At 72.6% G+C, this 13,202-nt stretch carries 12 protein-coding genes; 6 read left to right on the top strand and 6 right to left on the bottom strand.

Annotation, left to right across the window (positions count from 1 at the left end; genetic code table 11):
- Positions 1-46: 46 nt before the first annotated feature.
- The 3 genes from ACZ60X_RS07010 (at position 47) to ACZ60X_RS07020 (ending at position 2,597) form a co-directional block, all read left to right on the top strand.
- Positions 47-970, top strand: coding sequence for a class I SAM-dependent methyltransferase (locus tag ACZ60X_RS07010; protein WP_469594257.1), 924 nt, complete (start codon positions 47-49; stop codon positions 968-970).
- Positions 971-1,088: 118 nt separating this feature from the next.
- Positions 1,089-1,790, top strand: a complete 702-nt coding sequence (locus tag ACZ60X_RS07015) for an SDR family oxidoreductase (protein ID WP_469594259.1) — start codon at positions 1,089-1,091, stop codon at positions 1,788-1,790.
- A gap of 192 nt (positions 1,791-1,982) precedes the next feature.
- The gene (locus ACZ60X_RS07020; protein WP_469594261.1) at positions 1,983-2,597 is read left to right on the top strand and encodes a hypothetical protein; all 615 of its coding nucleotides are present in this window, start codon (positions 1,983-1,985) and stop codon (positions 2,595-2,597) included.
- A gap of 87 nt (positions 2,598-2,684) precedes the next feature.
- Here the strand turns inward: ACZ60X_RS07020 and ACZ60X_RS07025 are convergent, their stop codons facing one another.
- From ACZ60X_RS07025 to ACZ60X_RS07035, 3 genes are all read right to left on the bottom strand, one after another.
- Positions 2,685-3,521 (bottom strand): aldo/keto reductase, encoded by an 837-nt coding sequence (locus tag ACZ60X_RS07025; RefSeq protein WP_469594264.1) that lies wholly within the window; start codon positions 3,519-3,521, stop codon positions 2,685-2,687.
- 118 nt (positions 3,522-3,639) lie between these two features.
- Positions 3,640-5,466: an AMP-dependent synthetase/ligase gene (locus ACZ60X_RS07030; RefSeq protein WP_469594267.1), complete on the bottom strand. Its 1,827-nt coding sequence runs from the start codon at positions 5,464-5,466 to the stop codon at positions 3,640-3,642.
- A 541-nt stretch (positions 5,467-6,007) separates the two neighbouring features.
- On the bottom strand, positions 6,008-6,877 hold the full coding sequence (locus ACZ60X_RS07035; RefSeq protein WP_469594269.1) for a LysR substrate-binding domain-containing protein: 870 nt from the start codon (positions 6,875-6,877) through the stop codon (positions 6,008-6,010).
- Positions 6,878-7,060: 183 nt separating this feature from the next.
- Here ACZ60X_RS07035 and ACZ60X_RS07040 point away from each other — a divergent pair, with 183 nt between their 5' ends.
- On the top strand, positions 7,061-8,098 hold the full coding sequence (locus ACZ60X_RS07040; RefSeq protein WP_469594432.1) for a bile acid:sodium symporter family protein: 1,038 nt from the start codon (positions 7,061-7,063) through the stop codon (positions 8,096-8,098).
- Here the strand turns inward: ACZ60X_RS07040 and ACZ60X_RS07045 are convergent.
- Both ACZ60X_RS07045 and ACZ60X_RS07050 read right to left on the bottom strand, forming a co-directional pair.
- Positions 8,048-9,925, bottom strand: coding sequence for an exo-alpha-sialidase (locus ACZ60X_RS07045; protein WP_469594271.1), 1,878 nt, complete (start codon positions 9,923-9,925; stop codon positions 8,048-8,050). The genes ACZ60X_RS07040 and ACZ60X_RS07045 overlap by 51 nt on opposite strands.
- 172 nt (positions 9,926-10,097) lie before the next feature.
- Positions 10,098-11,015, bottom strand: a complete 918-nt coding sequence (locus ACZ60X_RS07050; protein WP_469594274.1) for a quinone oxidoreductase family protein — start codon at positions 11,013-11,015, stop codon at positions 10,098-10,100.
- Between the two features lie 151 nt (positions 11,016-11,166).
- Here ACZ60X_RS07050 and ACZ60X_RS07055 point away from each other — a divergent pair, with 151 nt between their 5' ends.
- Entirely contained in the window at positions 11,167-11,604 is a 438-nt protein-coding gene (locus ACZ60X_RS07055; RefSeq protein ID WP_469594276.1) for a MarR family winged helix-turn-helix transcriptional regulator, read from the top strand.
- A 19-nt stretch (positions 11,605-11,623) separates the two neighbouring features.
- Positions 11,624-12,151, top strand: a complete 528-nt coding sequence (locus tag ACZ60X_RS07060; RefSeq protein ID WP_469594279.1) for an isochorismatase family protein — start codon at positions 11,624-11,626, stop codon at positions 12,149-12,151.
- Positions 12,152-12,346: 195 nt separating this feature from the next.
- Here ACZ60X_RS07060 and fdhD read toward each other — a convergent pair whose 3' ends face one another.
- Positions 12,347-13,195, bottom strand: a complete 849-nt coding sequence (gene fdhD, locus ACZ60X_RS07065) for a formate dehydrogenase accessory sulfurtransferase FdhD (protein WP_469594281.1) — start codon at positions 13,193-13,195, stop codon at positions 12,347-12,349.
- Positions 13,196-13,202: the final 7 nt, after the last annotated feature.

A 13,202-nucleotide genomic window follows, 5' to 3' on the forward strand; every position in this document is an offset into this window, starting at 1 on the left:
GAGCGGCGTCGCACGCTGGCCGCATCCGAAGGAGAGGCTGACCACCATGGCTCACGCGCACGACGACCACGCACCTCGGGCACGGCACGGATCTGCGGCGCGGCACGCGCACGCGGGGCACACCCACGACGACATCGACTGGGCCGCGATGGCGGAGCTGCTGGAGACACAGGCGGAGATGACGGCCCCGGTCTACGAGCGGGCCCTGGCCTGGCTGGGCCAGGAGGTCACCGAACCCGGCCTGGTCGTGGACGCGGGCAGCGGGCCCGGGGTGATCGCCTGCCTGATCGCGCAGACCTTCCCCGGCGCCCGGACGGTCGCCGTCGACGGCTCCGCGCCGCTGCTGGAGCGTGCCCGTGCCCGCGCCGCCCGCGAAGGACTCGGTGACCGCTTCGACACCCTGACCGGTGAACTACCGCACGTGCTGGGGGAGTTGGACTACCCGGCGGACCTGCTGTGGGCCAGTCACAGTCTGCACCACGTCGGCGACCAGAAGGCGGCGCTCGCCGCGTTCGGTGCCCGGCTGGCGCCCGGCGGTACGCTGGCGATCCTGGAGGGCGGACTGGCTCCCCGGTACCTGCCCCGCGACCTCGGCTTCGGCCGCCCCGGACTCCAGTCCCGCCTCGACGCGCTCCAGGAGGACCGGTTCGCCGCGATGCGCGCGGAGCTGCCGGACGCGGTCGCCGTGGCCGAGGACTGGCCGGCCCTGCTGAACGCCGCGGGCCTGAAGCACACCGGCACCCGCAGCTTCCTGCTCGACATCCCGGCCCCCGTCCCCGACCGGGTCCGCGGCTTCGTCGCCGCCACGCTCTCCCGCGCCCGGGACATGTACGCCGAGGCCCTGGACGCCGAGGACCGCGCGGCCCTCGACCGGCTCCTCGACCCCACTGACTCCGGCAGCGTCCTCCGCCGCCCCGACGTGTTCGTGCTCGCGGTCCACACGGTGCACCGGGCGGTGCGGTCGGCGTAGGGGGCCGCGGGAGCGCCGCGGGTGGTCGCCGATTTCCGGTGCGGGCCCCGGCGGTTGACTTGGAGTGCGCTCCACGTGATGGACTCCCCCGCATCACCGACACACCCAGGGGGAACCCATGGACGACTCTCCGGTCGCACTCGTCACCGGCGGCGCCACCGGCATCGGCGCCGCCGTCGCCCGGCAGCTGCTGGCCGCCGGACACCGCGTCACCGTCACCGGCCGTACCGAGTCCCGGCTGCGGGACTTCGCCGACGGGCTCGGCCGCCCCGCGGAACTGCTGACGGTCGCCGGTGACGCGGCGACGTTCGACGGCATACAGAATGCTGTCGACCGTACACTCGCGGCATACGGCCGGCTGGACACCGTCGTCGCCAACGCCGGCTTCGCCACCCACGACTCCGTCGCCGACGGCGACCCGGCCGGCTGGACCGGGATGGTGCTCACCAACGTCCTCGGCCCGGCGCTGCTCATCCGCGCCTCCGTCGAGGCGCTGAAGGAGTCCCGCGGCCGGATCGTCCTCATCGGCAGCGTCGCCGGGTTCGTGAACACTCCGGGCAACCTCTACGGGGCCACCAAGTGGGCGGTCACCGGGCTCGCCGAGAACACCCGGCGCCAGGTCACGGACTTCGGGATCGGGGTGACGCTGGTCGCCCCCGGCCGGGTGGAGACCCCGTTCTGGGACGGGCTCGGGAGCCTGCCGCCTGGGCACCTGCTGACCGCCGACCAGATCGCCGACTCGGTGGTCTGGGCGATCCGGCAGCCGGCCGGTGTCGACGTCAACACGGTGGTCGTGCGCCCCCTGGGCCAGCCCAACTAGGCGCACGGGACCCTCCTCTGTCAGGAAGGTTTCCTGACCGTCGCCCGGGCCGTTCACATCGACCGATGGGCATGTCTGCGTCAGTCCTCAGGTTGCGATCTCGCGAAACCTGAGCGTATTGCGGGGATTTGTGCACCCGGCCAGACTGAAGGGACCGTCTTCCGCGGTTCTCGGCTCCGGGAGGTGAGACGCATGTTGTTCGTCCGCACGGTGTACGCGACCGGTGATCCGGCACAGCTGGGCACGGCCATCCGGACCCTGAACACGCAGGGGCACGACCTGCTGGAGGAGCGCCCCGGCTTCCGGGGTGCGGGTGTCTTCGTCGACCGGGAGCTGGGCACCCTGCTCTCGGTCAGCTGGTGGGAGTCGGCAGAGGCACGCGACCACAGCGACGAGGTGATGCGGGAGCGGCGCCCGGCCCTGCTGCATCCGTTCGCCGGGACCGTCGCCGTCGAGAACTACGAGGCCACCGTCTTCCCCGTCGGGTACCGTCCGCTCGCCGGCGGCGGGATGCGGCTGAGCCGGCTGGAGTTCGCGCCGGCCGACGGGGACCTGGCCTTCGACACCTTCCACTCGGGCGTGCTGCCCCGCCTTGAGGTGCTGCCGGGATTCGCCGGAGCCGCGCTGTTCCTGGACCGCGGGCGCGGCCGGGGCATGGCCGGTGTGCTCTTCGCGGACCATGCCGCGCTGGCGGCCTCCCGGGCGGGCCACGCGGTCGTCCGGCACGAGAACGCGATCAAGGGGCACGTCACGGTCGTCGCCCTGGAGGAGTTCGAGATCGTGCACGCGGACGTGCGCGTCGACTGAGGCCCGGCGCCCCGGGCCCGGGGACGGCGTACGGCCGCCCGGCCCGCCGATGGGGTGGGACGGACGGCCGTGGTGCGCCGGGGACGCTCAGGCCATGTCGAAGGTGGCCGGGTCGGGACCGATGCGCCGGTCCTCGTTGAGCGCGCTGATCGCCGCGAGGTCCTCGTCGTCCAGGCTGAAGTCGAAGACCTCGATGTTCTCCTTGATCCGGGACGGCGTCACGGACTTCGGGATCACGATGTTGCCGAGCTGGACGTGCCAGCGCAGCACGACCTGGGCCGGCGTACGGCCGTGCTTCTGCGCGATCGCCACGATCGCCGGCACCTCCAGCAGCCCCTTGCCCTGGCCGAGCGGCGACCAGGCCTCGGTCGCGATGCCCTGCTCCGCGTGGAACTCGCGGGCGGCGCGCTGCTGGAGGTGGGGGTGCAGCTCGATCTGGTTGACCGCCGGGATGACGGAGGTCTCGTCGATCAGCCGCCGCAGGTGCTCGGGGAGGAAGTTCGACACGCCGATGGCGCGGATCCGGCCCTCCGCGTGCAGCTTCTCGAACGCCTTGTAGGTGCTGACGTAGGTGTCGCGGGACGGCAGCGGCCAGTGGATCAGGTACAGGTCGACGTAGTCGAGACCGAGCTTGCCCAGCGAGGTCTCGAACGCCTTCAGAGTGGAGTCGTAGCCCTGGTCGCTGTTCCAGAGCTTGGTCGTGACGAAGAGCTCCTCGCGCGGCACGCCCGAGGCGGCGACGGCCTTGCCGGTGCCCTCTTCGTTGCCGTAGATCGCGGCGGTGTCGATGCTGCGGTACCCGGCCTCCAGCGCCGTGGAGACGGCCCGCTCGGCCTCGTCGTCCGGCACCTGCCAGACGCCGTAGCCCAGCTGGGGCATCTCGATGCCGTTGTTGAGGATGATCGGGGGGACCTTGCTGCTCACGAGCCTCTTGATCCTTCGGTTGTCGACAGGTGGTACACCATCGTCAACGATCACACGGCGTGCCGCATTCCTGATCGCGGAATCCGCACGCTTCCTCTCCAGGGCCGGGGCCGTTGCGTCAGCCCCGGTAGAGGGCGTCCACCTCCGCGTCGTACGCCTTCTCGATCGCCTTCCGCTTCAGCTTCAGCGAGGGGGTGAGCAGGCCGTGCTCCTCGGTGAACGGCTGCGCCAGGATGCGGAAGGTGCGGATCGACTCGGCCTGTGAGACGAGGGTGTTGGCCGCGACCACCGCCCGGCGCACCTCCGTCTCCAGGTCGGGGTCGTGCACCAGCTGGGCCGGGGTCATCCTCGGCTTGCCGCGCATCTGCAGCCAGTGCTCCACCGCCTCCTGGTCGAGGGTGACCAGCGCCGCGATGTAGGGGCGGTCGTTGCCGACGACGATGCACTGGTTCACCAGCGGATGCTCGCGGACCCGCTCCTCCAGCACCCCCGGCGAGACGCTCTTGCCGCCGGAGGTCACCAGGATCTCCTTCTTGCGGCCGGTGATGGTCAGATAGCCGTCCTCGTCCAGCGCACCGAGGTCGCCGGTGGCCAGCCAGCCGTCGTGCAGGGTCTCGTCGGTGGCCTTGGGGTTGTTGAGATAGCCCTGGAAGACGTTGCCGCCGTGCAGCCAGATCTCCCCGTCGTCCGCGATGTGCACGGTGACGCCGGGTATGGCCTGGCCGACGGTGCCGTAGCGGGTGCGCTCGGGCGGGTTGGCGGTCGCCGCGGCCGTCGACTCGGTCAGGCCGTAGCCCTCGTAGATCTGCACGCCCGCGCCCGCGAAGAACAGTCCCAGCCGGCGGTCCATCCCCGAACCACCGGACATCGCGTTCCGTATCCGGCCGCCCATCGCCGCGCGGACCTTCCCGTACACCACCTTGTCGAAGAACTGGTGCTGCATGCGCAGCCCCGCCGACGGCCCCGGCCCGATGCCCCACGCCTTGGCCTCGACGGCCTCTGCGTACTTCACCGCGACCTCGACCGCCTTCTCGAACGGCCCGGACCTGCCCTCCTTCTCCGCCTTGCGGCGGGCGGCGTTGAATACCTTCTCGAAGATGTACGGCACCGCCAGGATGAACGTCGGCCGGAACGCGGCCAGGTCGGGCAGCAGCGCGGCGGCGTGCAACTGCGGCTGGTGCCCGAAGCGGACCCCGCCGCGGATCGCGGCGACCTCCACCATCCGCCCGAAGACGTGAGCGAGCGGCAGGAACAGCAGAGTCGACGCCTCGTCACCCTTCTTCGAGTGGAACACCGGCTCCCAGCGCCGGATCACCGTGTCCGCCTCGAACATGAAGTTCCCGTGCGAGATCACACACCCCTTCGGCCGGCCCGTGGTGCCGGAGGTGTAGATGATCGTGGCGACCGAGTCCGGGGTGACGGCCTGCCGGTGCCGGTGCACCGTCTCGTCGTCCAGGTGCGCGCCGGCGTCGTACAGCTCCTGCACACAGCCCGCGTCCAGCTGCCACAGCTGGCGCAGCCGGGGGAGGCGGTCGATGACGGTGGCGATGGTCATCGCGTGGTCCTCGTGCTCCACGATCGCCGCGGACACCTCCGCGTCGTAGAGCATCCAGAAGCACTGCTCGGCCGAGGAGGTGGGGTAGACCGGCACCACCTGGGCGCCGATCGTCCACAGTGCGAAGTCGAACAGGGTCCACTCGTAGCGGGTGCGGGACATGATGGCGACGCGGTCGCCGAAGCGGATGCCCCGTGCGAGCAGGCCCTTGGCGAGGGCCATGACCTCGTCGCGGAACTCGGCGGCGGTCACGTCCCGCCATTGGCCTTCGGCGTCCTTGCGGCCGAGGGAGACATGGGTCGGGTCGCTCAGGGCATGCTCGAAGACGACGTCGGCCAGGCCGCCCACCGGCGGTGCCGACGCGAGCGGCGGGTTGGTGAACTCGCGCAAACTGTCGCTCCCCGATCCTCGCTGTTGGTCACGCCCGTGATGCTCGGCACAGCGCGGTGAAAGCTACCCCACGGCGTCATCCGGCGGGAGGGGGTGGTTAACCGTGCAAACCTCACGTTTTCCCCAGGAGGTGACCGGAAAATGCCCGCACATGGGGAAGGGCCGGACACGATACTGACGGGTCAGTAAGTTTCGGTGCCGTAATCTCCACCGAATCTGCGCGGGCCGATTACGGCGTGCCGCGCCCCGTGGGGCCGCCGCCGGGGGCGGCCCGCGTACCGGCCGGCGATCACCGGCTACCCGGTCTTCGCCGTGCTGTGGACCGCCGCGGCCCCGGCCGGGCGACGGCCGGCCCTCCTGGGTGCCGGCGGCGTCGCCCGCACTACGGCAGACCTGTACGCCCGCCTCAGCGGCCCCCTCGGCCGGCCGGACGGTGTCCAGCCCGTGGAGACGACACCGGCCCTGCGGCGGGTGGAGGGCCGGACGCACCCTGTGCCCGCCGACCTCCCCGGAACCGTCCCCGCGGGGAACCGCGCCCGGCTCAGCCGCCGCTGCGCCGCAGCCGTTCGCCGCCCGCCAGGACCGCCGCCGCCAGCGCGCCCGCGGCGTCCTGCGCCGCGCCGTGGCGGCGGCCGTGGACGAGGACGAAGTCGATCCTGCCCAGGTCGGGCAGGCCGGAGCGGTCCGGGAGCCGGAACAGGCCGGGCGGGATCAGCCGCCGGGAGTGGGCCATCACCCCGAGTCCCGCGCGGGCGGCGGCGATGAGGCCGTTGAGACTGCCGCTGGTGCAGGCGATCCGCCACGGCCGTCCCGCGCGCTCCAGCACCTCCAGCGCGCGGGCCCGGGTGATGCCCGGCGGGGGATACACGATCAGCGGCACCGGCCGGTCGGCGTCCAGACGCAGCCGTTCCGCGCCGATCCACACGAGGTCGTCGCGCCAGACCAGCTCGCCGCGGGGGTCCTCGGGGCGGCGCTTGGCGAGCACGAGGTCCAGCTTCCCGGCCGCCAGCTGCTCGTGCAGGGTGCCGGACAGCTCCACGGTCAGTTCCAGGTCGACCTCGGGATGCTCGTAGCGGAAGCTCTCCAGGATCTCCGGCAGCCGGGTGAGCACGAAGTCCTCCGAGGCGCCGAACCGCAGCCGGCCGCGCACCCGGGTGCCGGTGAAGAAGGCCGTCGCCTGCTCGTGCACCTGGAGGATGCGCCGGGCGAAACCCAGCATCGCCTCGCCGTCCTCGGTCAGCTCCACCGAATGGGTGTCCCGGGTGAACAGCTGCCGTCCGGTCGCGTCCTCCAGTCGGCGGACATGCTGGCTGACCGTGGACTGGCGCAGCCCGAGCCGCCGCGCGGCCTGCGTGAAGCTCAAGGTCTGGGCCACGGCCAGGAAGGTGCGCAGCTGGGTCGCGTCGTACACACCGCCAGCCTAGCGCGGCTATCGGATTCCGTGATGACAGTCAGAACGGTGTGCGGGATTGCCGATCAGCGGCCGACCGGGGACCATGGAGGGGGCTCCCCCGGGCCCGAGCGACAGTTTCAGACCCACACGTCCCCACAGAGCAATCGGAGCACCGTGACACGCCTGCGCCGGCCGAGCCGGATGCCGATCGACCCGTACATCGTCCTGCTGCTGGGGACGGTCGGCCTCGCCGCGCTCCTCCCGGCCCAGGGCACCGCCGCCCATGTCACCTCGGGCGCGTCGACCGCCGCGATCGCCTTCCTCTTCTTCCTCTACGGCGCCCGCCTGTCCACCCGGGAGGCGCTGGACGGGCTGCGCCACTGGCGGCTCCATGTCACGGTCCTGGTCTGCACGTTCGTGCTCTTCCCCGCGTTCGGCCTGGCCGCGCGGGCGCTGGTGCCGACCCTGCTGACCCACCCCCTCTACCAGGGTCTGCTGTTCCTCACGCTGGTGCCGTCCACGATCCAGTCGTCCATCGCGTTCACCTCGATCGCCCGCGGCAACGTGCCCGCGGCGATCTGCGCCGGTTCCTTCTCCTCCCTGGCCGGCATACTGCTCACCCCGCTGCTGGCGGCGGCGCTGCTCGGCAACAGCGGCGGCGGGTTCTCCGCCGACTCGCTGGTGAAGATCGTGCTGCAACTGCTGGTGCCGTTCCTCGCGGGGCAGCTGCTGCGCCGCTGGACAGGCTCTTTCATCGCCCGGCACAAGAGGGTCCTCGGCCTCGTCGACCGCGGTTCCATCCTGCTCGTCGTCTACACCGCCTTCAGCGAGGGCATGACCCAGGGCATCTGGCACCAGGTCAGCGCCGCGCGGCTCGGCGGCCTCCTCGTCGTGGAGGCCGCCCTACTGGCCGTGATGCTGCTGCTGACCTGGTACGGGGGCAAGGCGCTCCGCTTCGGCCGGCCGGACCGGATCGCCATCCAGTTCGCCGGGTCGAAGAAGTCCCTCGCCTCCGGGCTGCCCATGGCCGGCGTCCTGTTCGGCGCGCACGCCTCGCTCGCCGTGCTCCCGCTGATGCTCTTCCACCAGATGCAGCTGATGGTGTGCGCGGTCATCGCCAAGCGCCGCGCCCACGATCCGCAGGAGGACCCGGACACCGCTGCCGGGGCGCCGGCGGCGCCGGGGGAGTCAGCGGCTCACACGGTCCAGGGGCAGCCACAGGACCGTGTCCTTCGCTGACCGAAGCGCTTCCGGACCGGCCAGCTCCTGGTCGGTGAGCGCCCGGTCCCACACGTGCACCTCGTCGATGGCGCCGGTGAAGAAGGCCCGGCTGTCCATGCGCTGAGCGATGTGCACGCCGAAGGGGGAGTCACGGCTGACCGACCCCGGTATGTCGCCGACGGACGACTGCATACCGTCGACCGCGAGCATCAGCCGGCCGCCGCCCCGCCGGAGCACCACGTGATGCCACTGGCCGTCGTTGTACGCGGTGTCCGTGCGCACGTACGCGGTCTGCGGGGCCGCCGCGCCGTCCCGCACGGTGATCAGGCCCTGGATCCGGTTGTTCGCCGGCTCGCCGCGCAGCCACACCTGCGGTTGCGTGGCGCCGACCCCGCCCATCCACAGCAGCGGCTGCTCCCCGCCGGGGGCGGTGTACCGGAACCACAGCGACGCCGTGAAGTCCTTCGTGCCGAGCGGCAGCCGGCCGCTGAACGGCAGACGTACGGCGGCGTCGGTGCCGTTGAACTGCAGGGCGCCGCCGAAGACCCCTCGGGTCTGCCGGGCACCGCCGAGCACCGCTGCCGGGCGGGCGTGCGGGGCGAGGTCGGCGGTGCGCGGGTCGGGGCCGCGGCGCGGGACGAGCCGGCTCTCGGTGAAGCGGGCGAAGCGGATCTCCTCGCGCGCGTCCACCGCACCGCCCTCGTACAGGAGCCCGATGGTGTCGCCGGAGACGCGCACCAGGTCGGAGTAGCCGGACCAGCCCGTGGTGACGACCGTGCCGCGGTCCACGCTGTCCCAGGTGCGGCCGCCGTCGTAGGAGGAGCGGATCATCATGGTGCGGCGCCGGTCGGGGTCGGCGGGGCAGGCGAGCAGCAGGCGGTCGCCGAGCCGCAGCAGCGAACCCTGCACCATCGGGGCGTACAGGTCCGGCAGGTCGCGGAAGGGCCCGGCGAAGCTCGATCCGCCGTCCCGGCTGACGGCCTGGGTGCGGTGGCCGAGGTCGGTGCCGTCCTGCTCCCTGCCGCTGACCAGGATCGAGCCGTCGCCCAGCTCGGCGAGGGCGAGTTCGGACGGCTTCTGCCGGAAGGCGCCGTCCTCCGCGACGGGCCAGGTGTCCCGGGCGCCGATGCGCCAGTGGGCGCCGTGGTCGTCACTGATGGCCAGCGCCGCGTGGTTGGCGGTGATCCGGGTGCCGTCCCAGGACTCGGCGTTGACCGCGAACACCAGCCGCCCCGCGTACCGGCCGTGGGCGAGCTGGATGCCGTGCGCCGGACCGGTCGCGTACCAGGAGTTCCAGGCGGCGGGCAGGATCTGCGGGCTCAGGTCGCGCGGAGCGGACCAGGTCAGACCGTTGTCGTCGCTGTACTGCAGGTGTGGGGTGCGGTCGCACGGCACCGAGCAACTGGCGCTGTCCGTACGGCCCGTGTTGTACGTCTCCGCGAGCCATACGCGCCCGGTGCCCCGGTCGACGATCGGTGCGGGGTTGCCGTGGGTGTCGCCGCCGCCCTTGGTGACGACCTGGAGCGGGCCCCAGCTGCGGCCGCCGTCGGTGGAGCGCTTGAGCACGATGTCGATGTCGGCGGCGTCCCCGCAGTTGAGGACCCGCCCCTCGGCGAACGCCAGCAGGGTGCCCTCGGCGGCCCGGACGATCGCCGGGATGCGGAAGCATGCGTAGCCGGGGTCCTGGGACGCCCTGAACAGGGTCTGCTGGGCGAACTCAGGCGTGCGTTCCACGGGTTGGGCCCGGGCCGGGTGGGGCGTGGCGAGCGGCGCCAGGAGCAGCGCCGCCGTCGAGGACACGAGGGCGAGTGCGGATCCGAGGCGGGCGCGAAGAACTGACGGCATGGTGCGACCTGCCCATCGTCGGCCGGGCAACGAGACGGGCCATCGGACATCCGGACATCCGGACATCCGATGTCCAACGTGCGTATGCACGAAGGTAGTTGGGGCGTCCGGTGCCCGGCAAGAAGCGTGCGGCACGCGCGGTGCGCGAAAGGGCCGGGGCCCCGCGCGGCGCCTACGGCCGCAGGACGACCTTGCCGAGGTTGGCCCGTGCCGCGACGACCTCGTGCGCCCTCGCTGCCTCCTCCAGCGCGAACTCGGCGTGCACGGCGGGGCGCAGTGCGCCCTCGCCGTACAGCCGCCACAGCTCCCGGCGCCAACGTTCGTACACCTCCGGCCGGCCGCGCGCGATCAGGGCCATCTGGAAGCCGATCACCGACTTGGCGCCCACCAGCAGGTCGTAGGCCCGGACCGTGCCGCCGCCCGAGCTGTAGGCGACCAGGCGGCCGTGCGGGGCGAGGGCGGCGAGGGCCGGGGTGAGCAGATCACCGCCGACCGCGTCCAGGACGCAGTCGACCGGATCCCCCCAACTGTCATCGGTGTACTGGATACAGTCGTCCGCGCCCAGCGCGCGCACGAAGTCCGCCTTGGCCGGGTCGGACACCGCCCCCACCACCCGGCCCGCACCCCGGATCCGCGCCAGCTGCACGGCGAGGTGCCCGACGCCGCTCGCCGCCGCCGTGACCAGGACCGTCTCACCCGGCGTCGGCCGCGCCGCGTCCAGTGCCCCGAGCGCCACCAGGCCGCTGCGTACCAGCGCGACCGCGGTCACGGCGTCCGCGTCGTCCGGCACCGGAGAGGCCATGGCCTCGTGCAGCGGGGCGAAGTCGGCGTAGCCGTGCCCGAAACACAGCCCGGTCACCCGCTCGCCCACCCGGAAACGGGTCACGCCCTCGCCGACCGCGACCACCTCGCCGGCGATCTCGCCGCCCAGCGCGACCGGCTCGGCGGCCTCGCTCACCTTGCGGACCACGGGCAGCGTGACGCCGGCCGCCTCGCAGCGCACCAGCAGCTCGCCGGGGCCGGGCGCGGGGACGGGGGTCTCTTCCAGGAACAGCGGACCACCGGGGGACTCGTAGCGGACGCGACGCATCGGCATCTCCTGAGCCGGCGGACCGGCGCAATCGTCAAGGCCGGGCGGACCCGGCACGTCAGTCATGGGGAACACCAACGAAATCGTTGGGAGTCCCAACGGTATCCGGGTTTCATGGGGAAGTCCAATGATTCTCGGCTAGGCTGCCGTCATGGCCGAAGCCCCCCTGCCCGCGATCCGCTCCCTGCCCAGCTGGCTCCTCGGCCGGGCGGCCGCCCGGGGCCGCGCCCTGGTCGCCGACGCCCTCGCGGCCGAGGGCATGAAGATGTGGCACCACGTGGTGCTCTCCGCCGTCCGCGACCTCGCCCCCGTCGCCCAGGCCGACCTCGGCCGCAGCGTCGGCCTCGACCCCAAGGACCTGGTCGGCGTCCTCAACGACCTCCAGTCCGCCGGACACGTCGTACGCGCCCCCGACCCCCGGGACCGGCGCAAGAACGCCGTGTCCCTCACCGACGACGGCGCCCGCCTCCTCGAACGCTGCGAGAAGGCGGCCCGCGCGGCCAACGCCGAACTGCTCGCCCCGCTGTCGGCCGCCGAACGCGATCAGTTCATGAGCCTGTTGATCCGGATCTCCGGCACGGACGGCTGACGGCGGATAACGTTCCGTCATGACCGCAGCTCCCGCGCTCGATCCCCGGCGCACCGCCCTGATCCTCCTCGATCTGATGGACCGCATCGTCGCGCTGCCCCTGGCCCCCCGCACCGGCACCGACGTGCTCGGCGTGGCCGAGGAGCTGGCGCACGCCTTCCGCGCCGCCGGAGCGACCGTCGTGCTCGTCCGCGTCGAACGCCCCTCGGTCGCCGAACAGCCGCCGGGCAGCGGCCTCGTGACCGGCCTCGCCCGGGACGGCGACCTGGAGGTGGTCAAGCGGACCATCGGTGCCTTCCAGGGCACGGGACTGCACGAGCGCTTGCGTGAACGCGGCGTCTGCACGCTGGTGTTCGGCGGTATCGCCACCAACCTCGGTGTCGAGTCCACCGCCCGAGCCGCCGCCGACCTCGGCTATGACCTCGTCTTCGTCGAGGACGCCATGGCCGCCTTCACCGCCGCCGAGCACGAGGCGTCCGTCCGGCTCGACTTCCCCCGGCTCGGAACGGTCGTCACCGCGGCGGATGTGCGCCTCGCCGCCGGCTGACCCGCGTACCGCCGGCCGCGGCGGCATCGTCGTGCACCGTCACGAGCGCGCTGTCGGCGGGGTGGGACGGCGAACCGGCGCAGGTGGCGCGCGTGTACCCGCATCCGGGGCGCGGAGGCTGCGACGGGCCCCGCGACGCGGGCGGGCGCGTCCCGCCGGCCGGGCCCCCGCCACCGCGCCGCGGGGAGCGGGTCTTCAGCCCCGGGCGGTCGCCTCTCGCAGGGCGACGCGCTCCTCGCCCGCGTACACGTTCATCGAAGCGCCCCGCAGGAAGCCCACCAGGGTCAGCCCCGTCTCGGCGGCCAGGTCCACCGCCAGCGACGACGGCGCCGACACCGCCGCCAGCACCGGGATGCCCGCCATCACGGCCTTCTGCGCCAGCTCGAACGAGGCCCGCCCGGACACGAGGAGGATCGCCCGCGCCAGGGGCAGCTCGCCGTTCTGCAGCGCCCGCCCGACCAGCTTGTCCACCGCGTTGTGCCGGCCCACGTCCTCCCGTACGTCCAGCAGCTCGCCGGCCTCGGTGAACAGGGCCGCCGCGTGCAGGCCCCCGGTCCGGTCGAACACCCGCTGGGCCGCCCGCAGCCGGTCGGGGAGGCTCGCCAGCAGCTCGGGGGTGACGCGGAGCGGGGGAGCGTCGGCGATCGGGAAGCGGGCGGTCGTCCGTACGGCGTCCAGGCTGGCCTTGCCGCACAGACCGCAGGAGGACGAGGTGTAGACGTTCCGCTCCAGGGAGAAGTCCGGCAGTGCGACACCCGGCGCCGTCTTCACGTCGACCACGTTGTAGGTGTTCGAGCCGTCGGCGGTCGCCCCCGCGCAGTAGACGATGTTCTGCAGATCGTATGCGGTAGCCAGTACACCCTCGCTCACCAGGAACCCGGCCGCCAGCGCGAAGTCGTCGCCCGGGGTGCGCATGGTGATCGCGAGGGGTTTTCCGTTCAGCCGGATCTCCAGGGGCTCCTCGGCGACCAGGGTGTCCGGCCGGGTGGAGACCGCCCCGTCCCGGATGCGGAGCACCTTGCGTCGTTCCGTGACTCGTCCCATGTCCTGA

Source organism: Streptomyces sp. NPDC104106 (assembly GCF_055584345.1).

Excerpts from the sequence above, each read along its gene's own strand:
- ACZ60X_RS07010 (WP_469594257.1), top strand. The coding sequence starts at position 47 with ATGGCTCACGCGCACGACGACCACGCACCTCGGGCACGGCACGGATCT.
- ACZ60X_RS07015 (WP_469594259.1), top strand. The coding sequence starts at position 1,089 with ATGGACGACTCTCCGGTCGCACTCGTCACCGGCGGCGCCACCGGCATC.
- ACZ60X_RS07020 (WP_469594261.1), top strand. The coding sequence starts at position 1,983 with ATGTTGTTCGTCCGCACGGTGTACGCGACCGGTGATCCGGCACAGCTG.
- ACZ60X_RS07040 (WP_469594432.1), top strand. The coding sequence starts at position 7,061 with ATGCCGATCGACCCGTACATCGTCCTGCTGCTGGGGACGGTCGGCCTC.
- ACZ60X_RS07045 (WP_469594271.1), bottom strand. The coding sequence starts at position 9,925 with ATGCCGTCAGTTCTTCGCGCCCGCCTCGGATCCGCACTCGCCCTCGTG.
- ACZ60X_RS07050 (WP_469594274.1), bottom strand. The coding sequence starts at position 11,015 with ATGCGTCGCGTCCGCTACGAGTCCCCCGGTGGTCCGCTGTTCCTGGAA.
- ACZ60X_RS07055 (WP_469594276.1), top strand. The coding sequence starts at position 11,167 with ATGGCCGAAGCCCCCCTGCCCGCGATCCGCTCCCTGCCCAGCTGGCTC.
- ACZ60X_RS07060 (WP_469594279.1), top strand. The coding sequence starts at position 11,624 with ATGACCGCAGCTCCCGCGCTCGATCCCCGGCGCACCGCCCTGATCCTC.
- fdhD (WP_469594281.1), bottom strand. The coding sequence starts at position 13,195 with ATGGGACGAGTCACGGAACGACGCAAGGTGCTCCGCATCCGGGACGGG.